18 protein-coding genes are annotated in these 21,939 nt (G+C 57.9%); 10 read left to right on the top strand and 8 right to left on the bottom strand.

From position 1 onward, the window contains the following. Positions 1 to 71 precede the first annotated feature (71 nt). Complete coding sequence (parE, locus tag ACQQ2Q_RS09605; protein ID WP_428186853.1) at positions 72 to 2,150, bottom strand: DNA topoisomerase IV subunit B; 2,079 nt, start codon at positions 2,148 to 2,150, stop codon at positions 72 to 74. 241 nt (positions 2,151 to 2,391) lie between these two features. Here parE and ACQQ2Q_RS09600 point away from each other — a divergent pair, with 241 nt between their 5' ends. The 6 genes from ACQQ2Q_RS09600 (at position 2,392) to ACQQ2Q_RS09575 (ending at position 8,088) form a co-directional block, all read left to right on the top strand. Next, positions 2,392 to 3,297 (top strand): alpha/beta hydrolase, encoded by a 906-nt coding sequence (locus ACQQ2Q_RS09600; RefSeq protein WP_428186852.1) that lies wholly within the window; start codon positions 2,392 to 2,394, stop codon positions 3,295 to 3,297. A gap of 127 nt (positions 3,298 to 3,424) precedes the next feature. Continuing rightward, positions 3,425 to 4,195: a triose-phosphate isomerase gene (tpiA, locus tag ACQQ2Q_RS09595; protein WP_428186851.1), complete on the top strand. Its 771-nt coding sequence runs from the start codon at positions 3,425 to 3,427 to the stop codon at positions 4,193 to 4,195. Between the two features lie 131 nt (positions 4,196 to 4,326). Next, positions 4,327 to 4,725: a preprotein translocase subunit SecG gene (gene secG / locus ACQQ2Q_RS09590; protein WP_428186850.1), complete on the top strand. Its 399-nt coding sequence runs from the start codon at positions 4,327 to 4,329 to the stop codon at positions 4,723 to 4,725. A gap of 133 nt (positions 4,726 to 4,858) precedes the next feature. Beyond that, positions 4,859 to 6,496 (top strand): CTP synthase, encoded by a 1,638-nt coding sequence (locus ACQQ2Q_RS09585; protein ID WP_428186849.1) that lies wholly within the window; start codon positions 4,859 to 4,861, stop codon positions 6,494 to 6,496. A 354-nt stretch (positions 6,497 to 6,850) separates the two neighbouring features. Next, on the top strand, positions 6,851 to 7,381 hold the full coding sequence (locus ACQQ2Q_RS09580; RefSeq protein ID WP_428186848.1) for a DUF992 domain-containing protein: 531 nt from the start codon (positions 6,851 to 6,853) through the stop codon (positions 7,379 to 7,381). A gap of 236 nt (positions 7,382 to 7,617) precedes the next feature. After that, positions 7,618 to 8,088: a MarR family winged helix-turn-helix transcriptional regulator gene (locus tag ACQQ2Q_RS09575; protein WP_428186847.1), complete on the top strand. Its 471-nt coding sequence runs from the start codon at positions 7,618 to 7,620 to the stop codon at positions 8,086 to 8,088. 26 nt (positions 8,089 to 8,114) lie between these two features. Here ACQQ2Q_RS09575 and ACQQ2Q_RS09570 read toward each other — a convergent pair whose 3' ends face one another. From ACQQ2Q_RS09570 to gltA, 6 genes are all read right to left on the bottom strand, one after another. Next, the gene (locus tag ACQQ2Q_RS09570) at positions 8,115 to 9,341 is read right to left on the bottom strand and encodes a molybdopterin molybdotransferase MoeA (RefSeq protein WP_428186846.1); all 1,227 of its coding nucleotides are present in this window, start codon (positions 9,339 to 9,341) and stop codon (positions 8,115 to 8,117) included. A gap of 2 nt (positions 9,342 to 9,343) precedes the next feature. Next, positions 9,344 to 9,838, bottom strand: a complete 495-nt coding sequence (gene moaC / locus ACQQ2Q_RS09565) for a cyclic pyranopterin monophosphate synthase MoaC (RefSeq protein WP_428186845.1) — start codon at positions 9,836 to 9,838, stop codon at positions 9,344 to 9,346. Further along, positions 9,835 to 10,650 (bottom strand): indole-3-glycerol phosphate synthase TrpC, encoded by an 816-nt coding sequence (gene trpC, locus ACQQ2Q_RS09560; protein WP_428186844.1) that lies wholly within the window; start codon positions 10,648 to 10,650, stop codon positions 9,835 to 9,837. The genes moaC and trpC overlap by 4 nt, the downstream gene beginning before the upstream one ends. Before the next feature lie 15 nt (positions 10,651 to 10,665). Continuing rightward, positions 10,666 to 11,682 (bottom strand): anthranilate phosphoribosyltransferase, encoded by a 1,017-nt coding sequence (gene trpD / locus ACQQ2Q_RS09555; protein ID WP_428186843.1) that lies wholly within the window; start codon positions 11,680 to 11,682, stop codon positions 10,666 to 10,668. Between the two features lie 26 nt (positions 11,683 to 11,708). Continuing rightward, entirely contained in the window at positions 11,709 to 13,595 is a 1,887-nt protein-coding gene (locus tag ACQQ2Q_RS09550) for a SurA N-terminal domain-containing protein (RefSeq protein WP_428186842.1), read from the bottom strand. A gap of 169 nt (positions 13,596 to 13,764) precedes the next feature. Then, positions 13,765 to 15,054 (bottom strand): citrate synthase, encoded by a 1,290-nt coding sequence (gltA, locus tag ACQQ2Q_RS09545; RefSeq protein WP_428186841.1) that lies wholly within the window; start codon positions 15,052 to 15,054, stop codon positions 13,765 to 13,767. A 274-nt stretch (positions 15,055 to 15,328) separates the two neighbouring features. Here gltA and ACQQ2Q_RS09540 point away from each other — a divergent pair, with 274 nt between their 5' ends. Next, positions 15,329 to 17,863 carry a ComEC/Rec2 family competence protein gene (locus tag ACQQ2Q_RS09540; protein ID WP_428186840.1) on the top strand — a complete coding sequence of 845 codons (2,535 nt, stop codon included), beginning with the start codon at positions 15,329 to 15,331 and terminating at the stop codon, positions 17,861 to 17,863. Here the strand turns inward: ACQQ2Q_RS09540 and lexA are convergent. Beyond that, a complete protein-coding gene (gene lexA / locus ACQQ2Q_RS09535) occupies positions 17,817 to 18,530 on the bottom strand; it encodes a transcriptional repressor LexA (protein WP_428186839.1) in 714 nt (237 codons plus the stop codon). The genes ACQQ2Q_RS09540 and lexA overlap by 47 nt on opposite strands. Before the next feature lie 211 nt (positions 18,531 to 18,741). Here lexA and ACQQ2Q_RS09530 point away from each other — a divergent pair, with 211 nt between their 5' ends. The 3 genes from ACQQ2Q_RS09530 to eno all read left to right on the top strand — a co-directional run bounded on the left by ACQQ2Q_RS09530 (position 18,742) and on the right by eno (position 21,914). Further along, positions 18,742 to 19,638: a VOC family protein gene (locus ACQQ2Q_RS09530; protein ID WP_428186838.1), complete on the top strand. Its 897-nt coding sequence runs from the start codon at positions 18,742 to 18,744 to the stop codon at positions 19,636 to 19,638. After that, entirely contained in the window at positions 19,635 to 20,480 is an 846-nt protein-coding gene (kdsA, locus tag ACQQ2Q_RS09525) for a 3-deoxy-8-phosphooctulonate synthase (protein WP_428186837.1), read from the top strand. Before ACQQ2Q_RS09530 ends, kdsA begins: the two co-directional genes overlap by 4 nt. Positions 20,481 to 20,639: 159 nt before the next feature. Next, positions 20,640 to 21,914, top strand: coding sequence for a phosphopyruvate hydratase (gene eno / locus ACQQ2Q_RS09520; RefSeq protein WP_428186836.1), 1,275 nt, complete (start codon positions 20,640 to 20,642; stop codon positions 21,912 to 21,914). Positions 21,915 to 21,939 lie beyond the last annotated feature (25 nt).

Here is a 21,939-nt window from a genome sequence, read left to right as displayed (position 1 = left end):
CCAATTGCTCCGATTAGATCAACATTATCAATGCTCGTGTCATTCCTTCGACGTTCACCAAACGATGACCGTCATATATCCAGATTGTCGGCAAAGGCCGCACGGTCGGTGATGAAACGGAAACGGGCTTCCGGCTTGGTGCCCATCAGTGCGTCGACGGCGTCGCGGGTACCTTCGAAGTCGATATCGTCGATGGCGACTTTCAAAAGTGTCCGTTTGGCCGGATCCATTGTCGTTTCCTTGAGCTGCGCCGGCATCATTTCGCCAAGCCCCTTGAAGCGTCCAACTTCGACCTTCTTGTTCTTGAACACTGTCTCCATCAGTTCCGCGCGGTGGATGTCGTCACGAGCGTAAACGCTTTTGCCGCCCTGACGCAAAACATAGAGCGGCGGGACTGCGAGATAGAGATGACCGCCACGGATCAGTTCCGGCATTTCCTGATAGAAAAACGTAATCAGCAGGGACGCGATATGGGCACCGTCGACGTCGGCATCGGTCATGACGATGACGCGTTCATAGCGCAGGTCCTCTTCGCGGTATTTTGCCCGTGTGCCGCAGCCGAGCGCCTGGATCAGATCGGCAATCTGCTGATTGGCCATCAACTTGTCGCGGCTGGCAGAGCCCACATTGAGGATCTTTCCGCGCAGTGGCAGGATCGCCTGATTGGAACGATTGCGTGCCTGCTTGGCGGAACCACCAGCCGAATCGCCCTCGACGATGAAGAGTTCGGCGCCAGCGGCCGTGTTCTGGGAGCAGTCGGCCAGTTTGCCGGGCAGGCGCAGTTTACGCACTGCGCTCTTGCGATTGACTTCCTTTTCCTTGCGTCGGCGAAGACGTTCCTCGGCGCGCTCGATCACCCAGTCCAAAAGCTTGGCCGCCTCGTTGGGGTTGCCGGCCAGATAATGGTCGAACGGATCGCGCAGCGCGTTTTCGACGATGCGTTGGGCTTCGCCGGTTGCCAGCTTGTCCTTCGTCTGGCCTACAAATTCCGGCTCGCGGATGAAGACCGACAGCATGCCAACGGCAGAGATCATTACGTCGTCGGTTGAAATCTGCTGGGCACGTTTGTTCTGCGTCAGTTCGGCGTAGTTCTTCAGGCCCTTGGTGAGTGCAATGCGCAGTCCCGCCTCATGGGTGCCGCCTTCGGGAGTCGGAATGGTGTTGCAATAGGAATGCAGCTGCGGATCGCCGCCATACCAGGTGACGGCCCATTCCATGGCGCCATGGCCGCCGGTCTTCTCCGTCTTGCCGGCAAAGATTTCGCGGGTGACAGTAAAGTCCTTGCCGAGCGTTGCTGCCAGATAGTCCTTGAGACCGCCCGGGAAGTGGAACACCGCCTTTTCCGGGATCTCGCCACCTTCGGCGACCATGCCGGGATCGCAGGACCAGCGAATTTCCACACCACCGAAGAGGTAGGCTTTGGAGCGCGCCATGCGGAAAATACGGCCAGCGTCGAATTTGGCGTTAGCCCCAAATATCTGGGGGTCTGGATGGAAGCGCACACGGGTGCCGCGACGGTTGTGCACTTCGCCGAGATCTTCGAGCCCTGCCAATGGAAGGCCGCGCGAGAACCGCTGACGATAAAGGTGACGGTTGCGCGCCACTTCCACTTCCATGAGGTCTGACAGGGCATTCACCACCGACACACCCACACCGTGCAGACCACCGGAAGTCTCATAGGCCTTGCCGTCGAACTTGCCGCCGGCATGAAGCTTGGTCAGGATCACTTCGAGCGTCGATTTGCCGGGCATTTGCGGATGGTTTTCCACCGGGATACCACGGCCATTGTCGGTGACGGTGAGAAATCCATCGGCGCCGAGGTGCACGTCGATAAAGTTGGCATGGCCGGCGACGGCCTCGTCCATGGAGTTGTCGATCACTTCGGCAAAAAGGTGATGCATCGCCTTTTCGTCGGTGCCGCCGATATACATACCGGGACGCATGCGCACGGGTTCCAGGCCTTCGAGGACCCGGATGGAGGATGCGCCATAATCTTCACCGGGCGTCGCTGCCGCCGAAAAGGGCACGGAGGCCGCCGATGCAGGGGCAGGTGTTGCCACGGGACTTGGCGTTTCCGCCTTCGGCTCGCTTGCTGTTGCCGGCTTTTGCGTCAGCGGGGCATCTGAGAAGAGATCGTTACTATCGTCCATAGGCGTCATTGGTTCCTGGGCGACGTTGTTCCCGGCCAAAAGGGAGGGCCGGCACACAAGGGCGTCGCCGCATTTCTGTCACGGGACTTTGCGAATCGGTTCGATATTGCCAGAAAGGCTGCAGATGTGCGACCTCGGGCCGCCGCACCGGGTCCGCTTCGTCCATGAAATGTTCCGGGCGAGCTTTGCGCATCTGGCACAAGAAGTGCAAGACCCCTTGAGTGCCGGAGTTGAAAAACGCATGCAGATGTCCACAAAACAATGGCCCAACGGTGCCTTTTACCGAGGGACGATGCTCGCTGCAGCTATTTTCGCCGCTGTGATCGTGCCAGCCATGGCCGGTGAACCGTTAAAACCGTTCAAGGACAATCTGTTTTCCGATCAGACACAACTGGAAAGCCGCGACGGTGGCGACTTCCAAATCATCGACTATCAGGAATTGCGGGATATCAACGGTCGCGATCAGATCCCGGAACGTCGGGTGAAACGCGCCTATGTTTCGCTTGGTGTGCGTCGACAGCAGCAAAACGAGATGCTTGACCTTCCATCGGGACCGCTTCCCATTGCTCGCGTGGGCGCTGACGGCGGGCAGGCGTTTACGGTGATCTTCATACACGGGCGGGGCGGGGATCGCCGGCTTGGCATGAACGATTATTCCTTCGGCGGCAATTTTAACCGCCTGAAAAATCTCGCCGTCGAAAACGGTGGGACCTATTATGCACCGTCGGTGCCGTCATTCGATCAGGCGGGTGTCGATGCGGTTGCCGGTCTGATTGGCTATGCCGCCTCTCGTTCTCCCGGCAAACCGATCATTCTGTCCTGCGCCTCGATGGGCAGTTTCCTGTGTTGGGGAATTACCCGCGATGTCGCAGCTGTTTCGCAGCTGTCGGGGATGGCGATCCTCGGTGGAGCGACTGATCCGGCGTTCAGCAAAAGCGCTGCCCATGCCGCCAAATTGCCGATCTGGTTTACCCAAGGGTCCAATGACAGTGTTTATGCCGCCACCGACCAGATTGCACTTTACAGCCAACTTCATAAGTCCGGCTATCCCACGCGTTTCACCTTGTTTAACACCGGAAGCCACGGCACGCCGGTCCGGATGACTGACTGGCGCAAGGTGCTCAATTGGTTATTGACCATAGGTTGAATAGCTCGATTTGAACCGCTTCTTCATAATATGTGGCGAAATGGGGCAGGGACCGGGGTGGTAAGCTTCACTTTATGCTCGGGTTTTGCTAGTCCAACACCTCGAGGATTTTAGGGATGGATTTTATATGACGCCGGATATTCGCCCGCTTGTTGCGGGAAATTGGAAGATGAACGGCACCCGCGCTTCGCTCGACCAGATCAAGGCGATCGCAGAGGGCGTAAAGACTGACCTGTCGGAAAAGGTTGAAACCCTGATTTGCCCACCCGCTACGCTGCTCTATGTGGCAACGGCACTGTGCGATGACAGTCCGCTCGCGATCGGTGCGCAAGATTGCCATCAGGCACAGTCTGGCGCGCATACCGGCGAGATTTCGGCCGACATGATTGCCGATTGCTTCGGTACCTATGTGATTGTTGGTCATTCGGAGCGTCGCACCGACAATGCCGAGACCGACCATCTGGTTCGCGCGAAGGCCGAGGCTGCCTATGAGGCGGGTCTGACCGCAATCATCTGCATTGGCGAGACCGCTGACGAGCGCAAGGGTGGCCAGACGCTTGATATCCTCAAGCGGCAGATTGCCGGCTCCGTGCCCGACAGTGCAAATTCCGAGAATACCGTCATTGCCTATGAGCCGGTCTGGGCGATCGGCACGGGGCTGACGCCAACGGTCGCCGATATTGCCGAAGCCCATGCCTTCATGCGTGACGACATCACCAAGCGCTTCGGGCCTGCCGGTCACACAATGCGACTTCTCTATGGCGGTTCGGTCAAGCCTTCCAATGCGGCAGAACTGATGGCGATTGCCAATGTTGATGGTGCGTTGATCGGTGGTGCAAGCTTGAAGGCTGAGGACTTCCTCTCCATATTCGGCGCTTACAAGACGCTGCTTGACTGATTTGAACGCCCAAATTCAGGCGAAAGGGGCTTTCAAAGCCGTCAAGCCTCATGTAAAGAGCCGCCAACAGATTTAGACCTTGTCCCTCGGGGCATGAAGACTTTGCCCATCGGGGCAGGCAGGAATAATCCATGCAGACCGTATTGATCGTCATTCATCTCATGATCGTGCTGGCGCTTGTCGGCGTCGTACTTGTACAGCGCTCCGAGGGCGGTGGCCTTGGTATTGGCGGTGGCTCCGGCTTCATGTCGGCACGCGGCGCCGCCAATGCGCTGACGCGCACGACGGCCATTCTGGCGACCTTGTTCTTCATCACCTCGATGGGGCTTGGTATTCTCGCACGCTACGAATCGAAGCCAACCGATATTCTCGACCGCATTCCAGCCAGCCAGTCCGGATCGAGCGTTCTGGACCAGCTTGGCGGCGCGCCATCAACAGACGGTACAGCCGCGCCTTCGACAGGTGACGCAGCCACACCGCCGGCAGAAGCTCCTGCAGCCGATCCGAACGCTGTTCCAACCGGCAACTGATCGGTCTTTAAAATAAACGCTCCGGCGGACCTCAAAAGTCCGCCGGTTTTCTTTTGTCCATATTCCGGATCGCTTGAAAAAAGTTGGGACAACTTTTTTAGGGCTGGCGGAATCAGTTTCTACAAGGTAACCGGTGAATCCCATGGCGCGATATGTATTCATCACTGGCGGCGTGGTCTCCTCACTTGGTAAGGGCATCGCAGCCGCGGCACTCGGAGCATTGTTGCAGGCGCGGGGATACCGTGTGCGCCTGCGCAAACTGGACCCCTATCTCAACGTCGATCCCGGCACCATGAGCCCGACCCAGCATGGCGAGGTGTTCGTCACTGACGACGGCGCGGAGACCGATCTCGATCTTGGTCATTACGAACGCTTTACCGGGCGCTCGGCAACCAAGACCGACAACATCACCACGGGTCGTATCTACAAGAACATCATCGACAAGGAACGGCGCGGCGATTATCTCGGCGCCACCGTTCAGGTGATCCCGCATGTCACCAACGAGATCAAGGATTTCGTGGTCGAGGGCAATGACGATTACGACTTCGTCATCTGCGAGATCGGCGGCACGGTGGGTGACATTGAGGCGATGCCGTTCATGGAGGCGATCCGCCAGCTCGGCAACGATCTGCCGCGTGGCACGGCGGTTTATGTGCATCTGACCCTGATGCCCTATATTCCGGCAGCCGGTGAATTGAAGACCAAGCCGACCCAACATTCCGTCAAGGAACTGCAGGCACTCGGCATTCACCCCGATATCCTTCTGGTGCGCGCGGATCGCGAGATCCCTGAGCCCGAACGCCGCAAGTTGTCGCTGTTTTGCAACGTGCGCGAGACGGCCGTCATTCAGGCGCTGGATGTGGCAAACATCTATGACGTGCCCATGGCCTATCACAAGGAAGGCCTGGACAACGAGGTTCTGGCCGCTTTCGGCATCGAGCCGGCGCCCAAGCCCCGTCTGGGTGCCTGGGAAGAGGTCAGCGACCGTATACGCACGCCCGAAGGCGAGGTTACCATTGCCATCGTCGGCAAATATACCGGTCTCAAGGATGCCTATAAGTCGCTGATCGAGGCGCTCTATCACGGCGGCATTGCCAACCGCGTCAAGGTCAACCTTGAATGGATCGAGTCTGAGGTCTTCGAAAAGGAAGATCCGGCTCCCTGGCTTGAGAAGGTGCATGGCATTCTGGTGCCGGGCGGCTTTGGCGAGCGCGGCTCGGAAGGCAAGATTAATGCAGCCCGCTTCGCGCGCGAACGCAAGGTGCCTTATTTTGGCATCTGCTTTGGCATGCAGATGGCTGTGGTGGAAGCTGCCCGTCATCTGGCGGGTATCGAAAATGCGTCCTCCACGGAATTCGGCAAGGCGGAGGAACCGGTGGTTGGTCTCATGACCGAATGGATCAAGGGCAACCAGCTCGAAAAGCGTGCGGCCTCCGGCGATCTCGGCGGTACCATGCGTCTTGGGGCTTACAAGGCCGCTCTGAAGAAAGGCACCAGGATCGCCGAGATCTACGGATCGACCGATATTGCCGAACGTCATCGTCACCGTTACGAGGTGAATGTCGATTACAAGGATCGTCTGGAATCCTGCGGCCTGATCTTCTCCGGTATGTCACCGGATGGCGTATTGCCTGAGACGGTCGAATACGCCGATCATCCGTGGTTCATCGGGGTGCAGTATCACCCGGAACTGAAGTCGCGCCCGCTTGATCCGCATCCACTCTTTGCAAGCTTCATTGAGGCTGCTGTCGAACAGAGCCGGCTTGTCTGACAGCAGGTGACCTTCGTCAGCAATTTCGAAACCCGGCTTTCAGGCCGGGTTTTTTGTTGTCACTGGCGCCAATCAGGATCCTTTGGGTGCCTTGCTGCGTCCACTGTTCGGCCATATCCGCTCCGCACTTAAGTCACTTTCTGCGACCATAGCGATTGTCAGCACCTCACTATGTCAAATGACAATAGGGGCGCTGCCGCGCAATCGTCGAAGCGTTGAACTGAATGTTTCCGGGTGTGACATTTCGTGCCCAAGTTTTTTCGGATCAATATGGCGGCACATGCGTTTCTCAACCGTATCCGGATCAAAACCGGAAAATGAACGAACTCACATGCTTCCGAAAGGAATACAGGGATGAATAAGAAGATTGTCACTATGCTCGCCGCTCTGCCGCTCGTCGCCAGCGCTGGCGCTGCTATGGCCGCCGATGCACTCGTTGCCGCACCTGCACCTGCGTATCATGAGGCCGACAAGTACGGTGGCGTTAAAATTGGCTACCTGACCTGCGACGTCGATGGTGGCGTTGGTTATGTGGTTGGTTCCGCGAAGGCGGCCGAATGCTCGTTTTCGTCCACTGTTGGCAGCGAGCCTGTCGATACCTACGGCGCGACTATTCGCAAGGTCGGCGTTGACTTAGGCTTCACGACCAAGGGCAAGCTCGTCTGGGCCGTATTCGCTCCCACAGCCGGCTATCACCAGGGCTCGCTGGGCGGTCTTTATCAGGGTGCCACAGTCGAGGCGACCGTGGGTGCCGGTATTGGCGCAAACGTTCTGGTTGGCGGCACGGCCGGCTCTATCCAGTTGCAGCCCGTCAGCGTAACGGGTCAGCTTGGTCTGAACCTTGCTGCAACAGGTACGTCTGTGACCTTGACGCCGCAGAGCTAAGAAAAGAAATTTCAGTTGGGTGCGACCGCAAATGCGGGATCGTACTCGCTGGACGACCTTGATCCCAAGCAAGGCTTAGTACTCGCCGACGAACCATCGTATGCCCGACCTCTGCGTCGGGCATACGCGTTTCAGGAAAGTGGTGCTGCTGTGCCTCGTACATTGGACAATAATTTGCACTGCAGGACATAACTCCTTTATTTCATTAGAGACATTATGCGCTTAAAGATAATTTCATGAGTGAATTGTTGGATCTGCCGCCCGCCCGCATGACACGACTGATTGCGAACACTGCCCGGTTGTGGCGGCGTGCGGCGAATCGTCGACTTCAACCCTACGGTCTCACCGAGGCTACCTGGTTGCCGCTGTTGCATATTTTTTCGTCTCAGAATGCCATGCGGCAAAAGGACTTGGCCAATAAATTGATGCTGGATGGTTCGTCCGTCGTTCGGGTGGTCGACAATCTCGAAAAAGCGGGTCTTGTCTCACGGGTGGGTAATCCGGGAGATCGGCGGTCAAAAGAGGTGGTCTTGACGGAGGAAGGTCTCGTGGTGGTTACAAAGGTAACCGATATTGCGTTTCTTCTGGCGAGTGAGGCTTCCAGCGGTATTGACCAGCATGACATGGAAACGGCCAGGAGGGTTCTTTCCCATATGAGCCGATTTCTCTCTCAAGAACTGGGCGATGAAATTGAAAATGACGACTAGGGCGGCAATTCTGTAAGCGTTTCCACCTACGCCCCTGCAAAGGGTCTCAGCAGCAATATGGCTGTCTCTTCACCTGCCGAAAGTGCAGGAGCGTGAGGTGCGCGAATGATAAGGCAATCCGAACGGGCAAAGATCTTCATCATGGATGAATCCTGTTTGTCGAAGGCGGTTGCATAAAGCTTTCCATCCTCCGTACGCTTCAGGCTCGCGCGCATATAATCCTGGCGCTTGTCGTTCGAAGCGATGTCACTCGTCGTCACGGCGACTGCTTCTCTTCTTTTTTCAGCCTTTCGGGCCATCTTGAGAATCAGCGGTTCCAGAAAGAGCAATGCACACACCATGCTGGAGACCGGATTGCCCGGCAGGCCAAGCACCTGAATGTCTCCGAGACTGCCGACCATCAGCGGCTTGCCCGGTCGCATGGCGATGCGCCAGAAATCAAGCGTCATGCCGCTTCCCAGCAGCGCAGATTGCACCAGGTCGTGATCGCCGACCGAGGCGCCACCGACGGTCACCAGAATATCGGCACCAGCCTTTCGCGCGCGGTCTATGCAGGTGGCGATCGCCACACGATTATCGCGGGCAATGCCCAGATCCAGAATATCGGCCCCACATTCACGGGCAAGGGCTGCGATGCCATGGGTATTCGAGGCAACGATCTGCGACGGGCCGGGTGTCCCTCCGGGAGAAACAAGTTCATCACCGGTCGCAAGGATTGCCACAAGCGGCTTCTTGTAGACATCTATGACGTCGTGATTGGTTGCCGCAGCCAGCGTCACATGCGTGTAATCCATAAAAATTCCGGATTTCAGCACAGTTTCACCTTCGGCGAAGTCCTGTCCGCGGGGCCGGATATGGCGACCTCTGGTGACCGCGAATGTCGTTCTTATCCGGTTGCCGTCGAGCTTCTCGGCATCCTCCTGGATCAGGATGGTATCGGCGCCCTCGGGCACCGGTGCGCCGGTGAAGATCCGAACGGTTTCGCCCGGTCCCACCTTGCCGTCGAATGCATGGCCGGCAGCTGCCGCGCCAATGACCGTCAGTTCCGATCCAATGTCGACTGCATCATCAGCGCGCAGCGCATAGCCATCCATGGCGGACGCATCGAAGGGTGGTTGGGTCAGCCTGGAGACAATGTCTTGCGCCAGGATCCGGCCTTGTGCCCGATCCAGGTGCACGCTTTCCGTCGCAGCGATGGCATTGCCGCGGTCCAGGACGCGCTTTTGTGCATCACCAACAGAGAGGAGGGACATGATCAGTCCGCCTCCGGATGGCGGAAATCGCCTGACTTTCCGCCAGATTTCTGCAGCAGCCGAATGCCGCCGATTTCCATCGCCTTGTCTGCGGCCTTGGCCATGTCATAAATGGTGAGGCAGGCGACTGACACGGCCGTCAAGGCTTCCATCTCGACACCCGTCTGACCGGTCAGTTTGGCCGTAGCCGTCACTTTCAGCCCCGGCAGGGCGATATCCTCGACAATGTCGACCGACACTTTGGTCAGCATAAGCGGATGGCATAACGGAATGAGCGACGATGTCTGCTTGGCGGCCATAATGCCGGCAATGCGGGCAGTTGCGATGACGTCACCCTTTTTGGCATTTCCCTGGCGGATAAGGGCCAGCGTGGCCTCAGCCATTTTTACCCGACCTTCAGCGACGGCGATGCGAACCGTTTCGGCCTTGTCGCCAACATCGACCATATTGGCTTCGCCGGAAGCGCCGATATGCGTGAGCTCGCCGGGCGCTGTCATTCGGCAGCCATGGCGCCTTCTACGCCCGTGAGGAGCATGCGCGTGGCCGCTGCAACATCAGCCTTGCGCATCAGGCTTTCTCCCACCAGGAATGTAGAAATGCCGCAATTTTTAAGGCGCTGGCAATCCGCATGGGTGAAGACGCCGCTTTCGCCCACCAGCAGACGACCTGGCGGCACCATGGCAGCAAGTCTCTCACTCACGGCAAGATCGACCTCGAAGGTGCGCAGATTGCGATTGTTGACGCCGATCATCGGAGAGGTGAGCTTGAGCGCCCGCTCCATTTCGTCTTCGTCGTGGACTTCGACCAGAACATCCATGCCCAGATCGAAGGCCGCGCCTTCAAGGTCTGTCGCTTCTGCGTCAGACAACGACGCCATGATCAGCAGAATACAGTCAGCACCCCAGGCGCGCGCTTCCAGCATCTGGTAAGCGTCGAACATGAAATCCTTGCGCAGGGCAGGGAGCGCGCAGGCGGCACGGGATTGCGTCAGGTATTCGGGCGCACCTTGAAAACTCGGCCCGTCTGTCAGGACGGACAGACATGTCGCGCCGCCAGCCTCATAGGCCTTTGCCAGTTGTGGTGGATCGAAATCCGGGCGAATGAGACCCTTGGAGGGGCTGGCCTTCTTGATTTCAGCGATCAGTCCAAATGTGCCGGTATCCGCTTTCGTCTTCAACGCGCTATAAAAGCCACGAACCGGGTCTTGGTCGGCAATACGCGCCTTCAGTTCGGCGGCTGGAACGGCGGTTTTCGCCGCTGCGATTTCCTCGCGCTTGTAAGCCTCGATACGCTTCAAGATGTCGGTCATGGTGCCAGCCTAAACTCAATTGCTCTGGTTGGAAACGGCAATCAGACGCTCGAGCGCCTGCGTCGCCTTGCCTTCGTCAAGCGACCTGGAGGCGATGTCCATGCCTTCGGTCACGGAAGACGCCTTGCCGGCTATGACAAGGGCTGCCGCTGCATTGCAAAGGGAAATATCGCGGTATGCGTTTCTCGCTCCACCCAATACATCTTTCAAAGCGGCTGCATTGGCAACGCCATCGCCACCCTTCAATTGATCGAGCGTGACTTGCGGCACACCAAAATCAGCAGGTGTCAGCTCGAACTCGCGTATCTGACCATTTTCGAGGGCTGCAACCTGCGTCGTGCCAGTGGTGGTGATTTCATCCAGCCCGCTTCCATGGACGACCCATGCGGCAGTCAGGCCGAGGTCCAGAAGCGCTTCGGCAAGAGGCCGCACGAGGTCGGGAGAAAAGACGCCGAGAAGCTGGTGCTTGACGCTCGCCGGATTGGTGAGCGGGCCAAGCACGTTGAAAATCGTGCGCGTTCCAAGCTCGACCCGGGCCGGGCCGACATAGCGCATTGCAGGGTGATGCTGGGGCGCGAACATGAAACCGATGCCGGCCTCTGCGACGCATCGGGAAATTCCGGCGGGATCGAGGTCAAGTTTGACCCCCAATGCCGACAGGCTGTCGGAGGCACCCGATTTGGACGACAGGGCGCGGTTTCCGTGTTTGGCGACAGGCACACCCGCACCTGCCACAATCAGCGAGGCCAGTGTCGAGATATTGTAGGTCCCGGTTCCATCGCCGCCGGTTCCAACGATGTCGATAGCGCCTTCAGGCGCTTTGACCGGCAGCATCTTCGCGCGCATCACCGATACCGCACCGGCAATCTCGTTGACGGTTTCGCCGCGCACGCGCATGGCCATCAGGATGCCGCCGATCTGGGCCGGGGTGGCGTCGCCAGACATGATCAGTTCAAAGGCGTCGCTTGCCTCGCTGCGGGTCAATGCTTCGCCGCCGGCGAGCTTGGCGATAAAGGGCTTGAGACCGCTCATATCCTCAACTTTCCTTGCCGTTTCACCTAGCGGACAATGGCTTGCTGGGCCAGGTTCTGGTTGACCGAGACGCCGTATTTCGTCTGCAAGCCGGAGACCATCTGATCGAGAATGTCATCGCCGGCAGCGTTGGCAAGCGTCGTGGACTGCTGGTCGTCGTTGTTCAATACTGAGGTCGTCGGCTGGTCATTCACTTCGGTCACCTTCAACACAATCTGTGTCGTTGGATCATTGCCGGGCGCAGAGGCGACGGTACCTTCCGGACCGCTAAACGCTGCCGATACTGCAGCGCTGCCAAGGACCGGATCATCCGTGCCGCGCTGGATTCCGCTTTTGCTCTCTACAGCGATTGCAAGTTCGGCAGCAACGGCGTCCATGGTTTCACCGTTCTGGATACGGGTCTTGATGTTTTCAGCCTTTGCGCCGAGCGCAGTCTTTTGCTGTTCCGCAGTCCAGTCGGCCACGGCCTTGTCGTGGACTTCTTCAAGGGTGCGGTCGCGCGCTGGTTCGATGCCGGTAACTTCAAACCAGATATATCCATCCTTGCCGAAATTGATCGGCAGTGGCTCCACACCGACTTCGGTCTGGAACGCCTCGCTCAAGAGCTTTGCACCGGCTGTCAGGTCAACATCCTTGCCATCGGGATCAAGTCCCCGGGCGTCGACATTGGCCACCTTCACAACCTTCAGATTGAGTTCCTTGGCAACATCATCCAGCGATGAGCCGGAGGCGCGCAGGTCCTCGAAACGGTCGTGCACATCGAGAATATCTTCGACAGCTGCAGCATCGGCAAGTTCCTTGCGGATCTCGTCCTTGACCTCGTCGAAGCTGCGCGTGCGGCCATTCTTGATATTGGTGATCCGCAGGATTACCGGGCCAAAGGCGCCGTCGATCACGGGCGTTATCGTTCCTTCCGTCTCGACTGCAAAGGCAGCATCGGCAATTGCCGGATCCGGCAGTTGTGCCTTGGTGAAATCGCCAAGGAGAACGTCTGTCGCTGTCTTGCCCTGATCGGAGACCAGTTGATCGAAAGTGGTTCCCGACGCCAGTTCCTCGGCTGCTGCATCAGCGACCTTGCGGTTTTCAAACGGGAGCTGTTCGATCGTACGGGTGCCGGGGATTTCGTAGGTCGCCTTGCGACGGTCGTAATCCGCGCGAACGGCGTCTTCCGTGATGGAGGCCGGCGCAGCAATATCCGAAGGCTCAAGCTTTACATATTCCAAGCCGCGATATTCAGGCGCGCGATAACGGCTCTTGACGGTCTCGAACCATGTCTTCAGCGTGTCTTCCGAAGGAGCCGCGACGGGATCGATATTGGCGTTGGTGAGCAGCAGGTAATTGATCCCGCGGCTTTCCGTGCGGTATTTCTTCAGAGCATCGATGAGGACGGTCGGTGCTGTAAAGCCATCGGCCGTTGCCTCGACAATCTGGGTGCGCACAGCGACCTTGGAGCGCTCCTTGATGTAGTCGTTCTCGTTCAGGCCGGAATTGCTCAGCCGTGTCGAGAAAAGCTGGCGACTGAATTTGCCACTGGCGTCCTTGAATGCAGGATCATCGGCAATGAGGCTTGCGAGACGATCTTCGGAGAGCCCGATATTCATGTTTTTCGACAGCTGATCGAGGGCGGCACCGGCGGCGAGCTGCGAGTAGACCTGGCTCTCGACGCCCAGGGCGCGAGCCTGTTCCGATGTGAGCTGCGTGCCAAAGCGGCGGCTCATATCCGAGAGCGTGCGCTGATAGGCCAAGCGAAACTCGCTCGAGGATATCTTCTGGTCGCCGACCGACATGACGGTGTCGGAGGTGTCGCTGACCAGCGAGCGCGAGACGCCCCAGATGCCGAAGGATGCGACCAGCAGCAGGAGAAGGATCTTGGCTACCCAGGTTTTGGCAGCTTTTCTCAACATGTTTAACATCGGGACGCGAACCTCGTGTCTTTTTATTGCCTGCGCGCGAAGCGGTTGACGTTCCTTAAAGCAAAGTTTCAAGGAAATGAAGGGATAGCAGGGGAAAAGGCTGCGGCTATTGCGCAAAGAAAAAGGCCCGGCAAATGCCGGGCCTTCATCAGGTGCCTGATCTCTTGGCTTAACGCTTGGAGATCGGTGTGTAATCGCGAGTCGGTGCGCCGGTATAGAGCTGGCGAGGACGACCGATGCGCTGTTGCGGATCTTCGATCATCTCGTTCCACTGGGCGATCCAGCCGACTGTTCGGGCAAGCGCGAACAGAACGGTGAACATGGTCGTCGGGAAGCCGAGTGCGCGAAGCGTGATACCCGAATAGAAGTCGACGTTCGGGTAGAGCTTCTTTTCCTTGAAGTAGTCGTCGTTGAGCGCATATTTTTCGAGCTCCAGCGCCACCTGCATCAATGGATCGTCGCCACGACCGGTTGCATCAAGTACCTCATACATCGTCTTCTGCATGATCTTGGCGCGTGGATCGTAGTTCTTGTAGACGCGGTGACCAAAGCCCATCAGACGGAACGGATCGTTCTTGTCCTTGGCCTTGGCGATGTATTCAGGGATGCGTTCAACAGAGCCGATTTCGATGAGCATGTTGAGCGCGGCTTCGTTGGCGCCACCGTGAGCAGGCCCCCAGAGGCAGGCAATGCCGGCTGCAATACAGGCGAACGGGTTGGCACCGGAAGAACCAGCGAGACGAACCGTGGATGTGGAGGCGTTCTGCTCGTGATCGGCATGCAGGATGAAGATACGGTCCATGGCACGGGCCAGAACCGGGTTCACCTGATATTCCTCGCAGGGAACGGCAAAGCACATGCGCAGGAAGTTTGCCGCATAATCCAGGTCGTTTTTCGGATAAACGAAGGGCTGGCCGATATGGTACTTGTAGGCCATGGCGGCAATTGTCGGCATCTTTGCGATCATGCGCAGCGAGGCAACCATGCGCTGATGCGGATCGGTGATATCGGTCGAGTCGTGGTAGAAGGCCGACAGAGCGCCGACGGTACCAACCATGACAGCCATCGGATGGGCGTCGCGGCGGAAGCCGGTGAAGAAGCGGCTCATCTGTTCGTGCACCATGGTGTGATGCGTGACGCGATGATCGAAATCCTTCTTCTGAACAGCTGTTGGCAGCTCGCCATAAAGCAGCAGATAGCAGGTCTCGAGGAAATCGCCTTGTTCGGCCAACTGTTCGATGGGGTAACCGCGGTGCAGCAGAATGCCTTCGTCACCATCGATAAAGGTGATCTTGGATTCGCAGGATGCGGTGGACGTGAAGCCCGGGTCGTAGGTGAAGGCGCCAGTGTTTTTGTAGAGTGCGCCAATGTCGACAACGTCTGGACCAAGGGTGCCAGTTTTGACAGTCAGGTCGACAGTTTTGCCACCGAGATTTATTTCAGCGCTTTTGTCCGTCATGCTAATCCTCCGAATGGGCGGGAGATGCCCTCAAATTGGGCACCACAGGTTAAGCGTCAGGCATTAGCTATATGATCCGAAGGTTAATGCCAAGCTATCGACCCGCCAAATTGTGCACTGCACTGCATGCGCTGCACTATCTGACCTGATGAACGCGCGTATACCGCGAGCATGTTCTGCTTAACAATCAACCGCTTCGCGAATAAGCTGTCCTCCGTGACTTGGTGTCGGCTTGGTTGTTGCCGTGAGCCGGACACTTCGTGGGGGCCGTACCATGCATGAAGCGTTGGAAAAGCACCTGGATACGATGCGGTCTGTTGGCAGGCCGCGCCCTGTCGCGCCTGTGCCTTCACGTCTGCGCCATACGCGCGAAGGAATGACGCGGCCGCGGTCTGCCCCCGAGTTCAGCGCGTTTTTTTCACGCCTTGCGAGCAGAAGCGCGGCATGCCTGGAAGACGAGCGTGATCACGGCCATGTTTTCCTGTTTCTGCCGGTTTTCATGGGTACTGGCGCTATTTTATGGTTTGCGGCTGATGATCCGCCCAAGCTTTTCGTGTTGATTTTGCTCTTTTGCGGTCTGGCTTGTCTCGGAGTTGTCAGCCGCTATCGCAATCCGTGTTGGCACTACGTCTTGCTGGCCTCGATGCTCATGACCGCCGGGTCTTTGTTTGCTGTTTGGGAAACGGCGCGTCTGGATACGGTCATGCTGGACAGCCCGGTCACGACTCATATCACAGGCATTATCGAGCAGCGAGAGGAGGGGGCGAGCGGCGAATGGCGCTATATCGTCCGTATTGCACAGACCCGAGAACCCCAGTTACGGCGCCCGCCTTCGAGAGTTTCGCTGGTGGCGCGCGCGGATCATAGACCATTTATGATCGGTGCCGCGATTGAGGGGAGGGCCAGATTATCTCCTCCCTCGGGGCCTGCGCTACCCGGACTGAATGACTTTGCCTTTTCTGCCTATTTTGACGGCATTGGCGCTATCGGCTTTTTCCTCGGCGCGCCTGATGTCGGCGATTCGACCCTATCCGACCAACCGCAAACGGATTTTTTGACCTCTGCGCAACGGGCATTGGCATCCAATCTACTGTCGGTGCGTGGCGCTATCGGCGAGCGGATACGAACGGCAATCGGCGGAGACGAAGGTGCTTTTGCTGCGGCGATCGTGACAGGTGAGCGGCGGGCGCTTTCAGAGCCCGTCCTGGACGACCTGCGGCGCTCCGGCCTTGCCCATGTGATTGCGATTTCCGGCCTGCATATGGCGCTGGCGGCTGGATTGTTCTTTGTCGGTCTACGGGTGGTGTTGAGCCAGTTCACAGGCTTTGCGCCATCCAGACCGATCAAGAAGTATGCAGCCGCTGGCGCGCTTGTCGCGGCATTCTTCTATCTGATGATTTCGGGTGCCCAGGTGTCGGCGCAGCGCGCTTTCGTGATGATGGCAATCATGCTCATGGCTGTGCTATTGGACAGGCCAGCGATCAGCATGCGCAATGTGGCACTGGCGGCCACGATCATACTGGCAATCTCGCCCTCCGAAGTGATGGGGCCAAGCTTTCAGATGTCATTTGCAGCAACCGTGGCGCTGGTGGCTGGATATTCCGCGTGGCGTTTCCGCAGATCCCGCGACGGCTATTTCGACTTTTTGCCTGATATGCCCTTTGCCGGTGCGATCATCCGCGTGGTTGGCGGGCTGATCCTCACTTCCGTGATTGGTGGTTTGTCGACGGCGATCTTTTCGTTGGAGCATTTCCACCGCCTCGCCGGCTATAGTTTACCGGCCAATCTGTTGGCGATGCCGATCATCACATTTGTGGTGATGCCGGCCGGCCTGGTGTCGATGTTGCTGATGCCCATCGGCCTCGACAGACTTCCGCTTGACGTCATGGGGCATGGACTCGGTCTCGTCATCGCGATCGCCCATACTGTCGCCGAATGGGGTGGCGATGTCGGTAGCGCGCGACTGGCCCGTTGGGTTTTGCCGTTAGCGGTTACGGGCATGCTGATACTGGCACTGCTTCGAAGTCGCATCAGGCATATTGGCACCGCCATCCTCGCAGGTGGTCTGATCACCGGATTGGCGCTTCCTAAAGACAGGACTGCCGATCTGCTGATCTATGAGGACGGTCGTCTGGTTGGGTTGATCGGCAATGGGGTCGACAATGCGGACGTGATCGCCACTACGAGCGCCCGACCGCCGGGCTTCATATTTACCCAATGGCAGAACGGTTTGCAGCGCCACAGCCATCAAAAACCTGCTTTCGAAGAGGATGCCTTGCTTGCCGAGGCGATTGCGCCGCGGGACATCACGACCCCTGATGGTGGTCGCCGCTTTCCCGTGCTTTCGGAAAATGCGATACGCTACGCCAGCGCGAAACTCGCGCATATGTTGGACATGTCGGTCGACGGCCAGTTCAGCTGCCTGAACAAGGTCTGGTGCGTTGCCCGTATCAGCGGGGGATGGCGGGTGGTCACACTTGAGGAGCCACGGCTTTCAGGCCTGGCCTGCGATCTCGGTGATATTGTTATTTCTGCGCGACGGCTTGGCTATGACCATTGCCGCTCGGGCGCGAGATTGATCACGCCCGATACACTTCGCAAAACGGGCTCTTTGGAAATATGGCTGGGCCCACACAGCAACGGGGCAATCGCTTTGCGCTCTGCTTTTTCCGGCCGTGCAAGGCCTTGGAGCCTGCATCGCAGATATGATTGGCGCAGCGGTCGCTATGATATGAAACTCGTGGAGACCGTGCTCACCGACCTCAGTGGTAGCGGCGGATCAGGCCGACCAGCTTACCCTGAACCTTGACCCTGTCAGGCCCAAAGATCCGTGTTTCGTAAGCCGGATTGGCCGCTTCCAGAGCAATCGACGCACCCTTGCGACGGAAGCGCTTCAGGGTTGCTTCCTCGTCATCGACCAGCGCCACGATGATATCGCCCGGACTGGCGGTCGAGCCGTTGCGGATGATCACGGTGTCGCCGTCAAGGATGCCGGCCTCGATCATCGAGTCACCCTTGACCTCAAGCGCATAATGCTCGCCGCTGCTGACCATTTCGGCGGGAATGCTGATTTCATGAGTGTTGTTCTGAATGGCAGAGATTGGCACACCGGCGGCAATGCGGCCCATTACCGGAACGGAAACCGTATTGTTGTTGTCTTCGCTCGGCTGGCGCAGCATCGGCGGTGGCGTCTTGCCGCGGCTGCCTTCAATGACGCTGGGCGAGAAACCGCCGCGACGTGGCTGCATGCTGGGTGAATAGGCTTCGGGAAGCTTGATCACTTCCAGTGCTCTTGCCCTGTTGGGTAGCCGGCGAATGAAACCGCGCTCCTCCAGCGCTGTGATCAGACGATGGATGCCGGATTTGGAGGCCAGATCCAGTGCATCTTTCATTTCATCAAAGGATGGCGGCACGCCGGACTCCTTCATTCTTTCGTGAATGAAGAGCAACAATTCCTGTTGTTTGCGGGTCAGCATTGCGATTCCCTTTGATGAAACAAATCCAGAACATACACTATCTGTTCCAGTTGTGTTCTGCAAGTGACTAAATTTTTGTGAGGCTGGCAACAATGGAATTGATGGGTCGGCGCGTGCGCATCAGGGCTACAATGCTCGATAAATTGCGATGTCTTGTGTTTGAGCCTGCGATGGCGCACAACCGACGCGTTTTTATGCTGAGGAACCGTTTATGGATTCATCGTCTGTTTCGCCGGCCCGCGCGCTCGATCATATTGTCCTGCCTGTCGGCGCGCTTGGGGTCGCACGCAACCGGTTGACGGCGCTCGGTTTTACTTTCGCAGCCGATGCGCTCCATCCATTCGGCACCGAAAATGCCTGTGTTTATTTTTCCGAAGGCGGATATCTGGAGCCTCTGGGTGTTGCCGATCCTGAGAAATGCCACGACGCGATACGGCAGGGCAATGTGTTTGTGGCGCGCCATGAAGCGTTTCGGGCAGATCGTGGCGAGGGGCTGTCGGCCATTATTGCCGAGAGCCGCGACGCGGATGCGGATCACGCAAGGTTCGAGGCAGAGGGACGGTCTGCCGGCAAGATGCTGTCTTTCGAGCGACCTGTTCAAGCGGCCGATGGAAGCGAGGCGAAAGCCGGTTTCAAGCTGGCTTTCGCCAGGGATGAACAAGCGCCTGACCTGCTGCTGTTTGCCTGTGAGCGACTGTTGCCGCTGGCCGTCGACAAGGAGGCGCTGGCGCGACACGACAATGGCGCAGTGCGTGTGAGTGGCGTGATCTTGACGGCGGAAGACCCCTCAATATTTGAGGGTTATATCGATGCTGTGTTGCAGACGCATGCTTCAGCAACCCGTGGCGGCAGACTGGAATTCGCTGCCGGCGGCACTCAGATAGAAGTGATGACGCCGGACGGATTTACCCGCAGCTATGGTCTATCTGTAATGAGCAGGACCGCCGGTCTCGAGGGCGCGGGATTAGTCTTTGCCGTGGGCGATCTTGGCGTGACAGGTGCGCTTCTTGCCGCTAATGGCATTTCTCACGAAGCCCGGGAGGGTCGCCTTGTGGTTCCACCATCGGCGGGTCAAGGCGTAACATTCATATTCGAGGACAAGGCATGAGCATTTCACCAAATTCAAGCGTGGTCGTTGGCGATGGCGCAAGCAAGGTCACCTTTTCCAATAGCGCGCGATTTTCGTTGATCGCCGGCCCTTGCCAGATGGAGAGCCGCGACCATGCCTTTATGATGGCTGGCGAGATCAAGGAAATCTGCGACACGCTCGGCATCGGCCTCGTCTACAAGTCCTCCTTTGACAAGGCCAACCGGACATCTCTGTCTGGAAAACGCGGTATCGGGCTGGAGCAGGCACTTGAGGTGTTTGCAGACCTTAAAAAGGAATTCGGCTTTCCTGTGCTGACCGACATTCACACCGAGGAACAGTGTGCCATCGTCGCGCCGGTGGTGGACGTGTTGCAAATCCCGGCCTTCCTCAGTCGCCAGACCGACCTGCTGGTCGCTGCTGCCAAGACTGGTCGTGCGATCAACGTCAAGAAAGGCCAGTTCCTCGCGCCCTGGGACATGAAGAACGTGCTCGCCAAGATCGTCGAAAGCGGCAATCCGAACGTGCTCTTGTGCGAGCGCGGTGCATCCTTCGGATACAATACACTGGTGTCTGATTTCCGCGCCTTGCCGATCATGGCGGCCATGGGGGCACCGGTGGTGTTTGACGCGACCCATTCCGTGCAACAACCGGGCGGGCAGGGTGGATCGACCGGTGGCCAGCGCGAATTCGTTGAAACGCTTGCGCGTGCCGCCGTTGCCGTTGGCGTTGGCGGGCTGTTCATCGAAACCCATCAGGATCCGGATAACTCACCTTCTGACGGCCCGAACATGGTTCATCTGAAAGACATGCCGCGGCTTCTGGAAACCCTTCTGGCGTTTGACGCAATCACCAAGGGGTGAGGCTGCGAAGTTTCGACACTGAGGCGAAGGCACTGTCGATGACCTCGGCTTGTCTCGCTTCAGGCGACACCAAGCTTTCATACTCTTGCCATTGTATTTTTCTCTTCTTCGATTAATACAGGCCCATCCTCAATCCCACCCAGAAACCGGGAGGTCCCCATGACTGCAATCACCGACATCATCGGCCGCGAAATTCTCGATAGCCGCGGCAATCCGACTGTAGAGGTCGATGTCTTTCTTGAAGACGGCAGCATGGGCCGCGCAGCCGTTCCGTCGGGTGCCTCGACCGGTGCGCACGAAGCCGTCGAGCTTCGCGATGGTGGCAAGCGCTATCTTGGCAAGGGCGTCGAAAAGGCCGTCGAAGCCGTCAACACCGAGATCTTCGATGCCATTGGCGGCCTGGATGCAGAAAACCAGATCCAGATCGACAACATCATGATCGAGCTGGACGGCACGCCAAACAAAGCGCGCCTCGGGGCAAATGCTGTTCTCGGTGTGTCTCTGGCCGTTGCCAAGGCTGCTGCCGAAGCCTCCGGTCTGCCGCTTTATCGTTATGTTGGCGGCCCGAACGCCCGCACGCTGCCAGTTCCGATGATGAACATCATCAACGGCGGCGCGCATGCCGACAACCCGATCGACTTCCAGGAATTCATGATCATGCCCGTGGGCGCGGACACCCTGCGCGACGCCGTTCGCATGGGCTCGGAAGTGTTTCATGTGCTGAAGAAGGAATTGAGCGCCAAGGGCCTCAACACCAATGTCGGCGATGAAGGCGGTTTTGCGCCAGACCTGAAGAGCGCGCCTGAAGCGCTCGACATTATCATGAAGGCGATCGAAAAGGCTGGCTACAAGCCTGGCGAAGACATCAGTCTCGCTCTCGATCCGGCGTCGACCGAATTCTTCAAGGACGGCAAATACGATCTGCAGGGCGAGGGCCGTGTGCTCGATAGCGCCGAGATGGCCGGTTATTATGCCGAACTGGTTGCCAAATATCCCATCATCTCCATCGAAGACGGTATGGCCGAAGACGACTGGGATGGTTGGAAGACCCTGACCGACATGATCGGCGACAAGTGCCAGCTGGTGGGTGACGATCTGTTCGTGACCAATTCGGCGCGTCTGCGTGACGGCATCAAGATGGGCGTTGCCAACTCCATCCTGATCAAGGTCAACCAGATCGGCACACTGACGGAAACGCTGGATGCCGTGGAGACCGCGCATAAGGCCGCTTACACAGCCGTCATGTCGCATCGCTCGGGCGAAACGGAAGACTCGACGATTGCCGATCTCGCTGTTGCGACCAATTGCGGACAGATCAAAACCGGCTCGCTGTCGCGTTCGGATCGTCTGGCAAAGTACAATCAGCTGATCCGTATCGAAGAGGGTCTCGGTCCGCAGGCTTTCTACGCCGGCACGTCGATCCTCAAGGGCTGATCGGTCCTCGATCGTTGAATTGAAA

It is taken from the genome of Agrobacterium sp. ES01, assembly GCF_050320885.1.
Lineage (GTDB): Bacteria > Pseudomonadota > Alphaproteobacteria > Rhizobiales > Rhizobiaceae > Allorhizobium.
The sequence above is the reverse complement of the archived record's forward strand: the minus strand, read 5'-3'. Positions and strand labels throughout refer to the sequence as shown.

Excerpts from the sequence above, each read along its gene's own strand:
- parE (WP_428186853.1), bottom strand. The coding sequence starts at position 2,150 with ATGGACGATAGTAACGATCTCTTCTCAGATGCCCCGCTGACGCAAAAG.
- ACQQ2Q_RS09600 (WP_428186852.1), top strand. The coding sequence starts at position 2,392 with ATGCAGATGTCCACAAAACAATGGCCCAACGGTGCCTTTTACCGAGGG.
- tpiA (WP_428186851.1), top strand. The coding sequence starts at position 3,425 with ATGACGCCGGATATTCGCCCGCTTGTTGCGGGAAATTGGAAGATGAAC.
- secG (WP_428186850.1), top strand. The coding sequence starts at position 4,327 with ATGCAGACCGTATTGATCGTCATTCATCTCATGATCGTGCTGGCGCTT.
- ACQQ2Q_RS09580 (WP_428186848.1), top strand. The coding sequence starts at position 6,851 with ATGAATAAGAAGATTGTCACTATGCTCGCCGCTCTGCCGCTCGTCGCC.
- ACQQ2Q_RS09575 (WP_428186847.1), top strand. The coding sequence starts at position 7,618 with ATGAGTGAATTGTTGGATCTGCCGCCCGCCCGCATGACACGACTGATT.
- ACQQ2Q_RS09570 (WP_428186846.1), bottom strand. The coding sequence starts at position 9,341 with ATGTCCCTCCTCTCTGTTGGTGATGCACAAAAGCGCGTCCTGGACCGC.
- moaC (WP_428186845.1), bottom strand. The coding sequence starts at position 9,838 with ATGACAGCGCCCGGCGAGCTCACGCATATCGGCGCTTCCGGCGAAGCC.
- trpC (WP_428186844.1), bottom strand. The coding sequence starts at position 10,650 with ATGACCGACATCTTGAAGCGTATCGAGGCTTACAAGCGCGAGGAAATC.
- trpD (WP_428186843.1), bottom strand. The coding sequence starts at position 11,682 with ATGAGCGGTCTCAAGCCCTTTATCGCCAAGCTCGCCGGCGGCGAAGCA.
- ACQQ2Q_RS09550 (WP_428186842.1), bottom strand. The coding sequence starts at position 13,595 with ATGTTAAACATGTTGAGAAAAGCTGCCAAAACCTGGGTAGCCAAGATC.
- gltA (WP_428186841.1), bottom strand. The coding sequence starts at position 15,054 with ATGACGGACAAAAGCGCTGAAATAAATCTCGGTGGCAAAACTGTCGAC.
- ACQQ2Q_RS09540 (WP_428186840.1), top strand. The coding sequence starts at position 15,329 with ATGCATGAAGCGTTGGAAAAGCACCTGGATACGATGCGGTCTGTTGGC.
- lexA (WP_428186839.1), bottom strand. The coding sequence starts at position 18,530 with ATGCTGACCCGCAAACAACAGGAATTGTTGCTCTTCATTCACGAAAGA.
- ACQQ2Q_RS09530 (WP_428186838.1), top strand. The coding sequence starts at position 18,742 with ATGGATTCATCGTCTGTTTCGCCGGCCCGCGCGCTCGATCATATTGTC.
- kdsA (WP_428186837.1), top strand. The coding sequence starts at position 19,635 with ATGAGCATTTCACCAAATTCAAGCGTGGTCGTTGGCGATGGCGCAAGC.
- eno (WP_428186836.1), top strand. The coding sequence starts at position 20,640 with ATGACTGCAATCACCGACATCATCGGCCGCGAAATTCTCGATAGCCGC.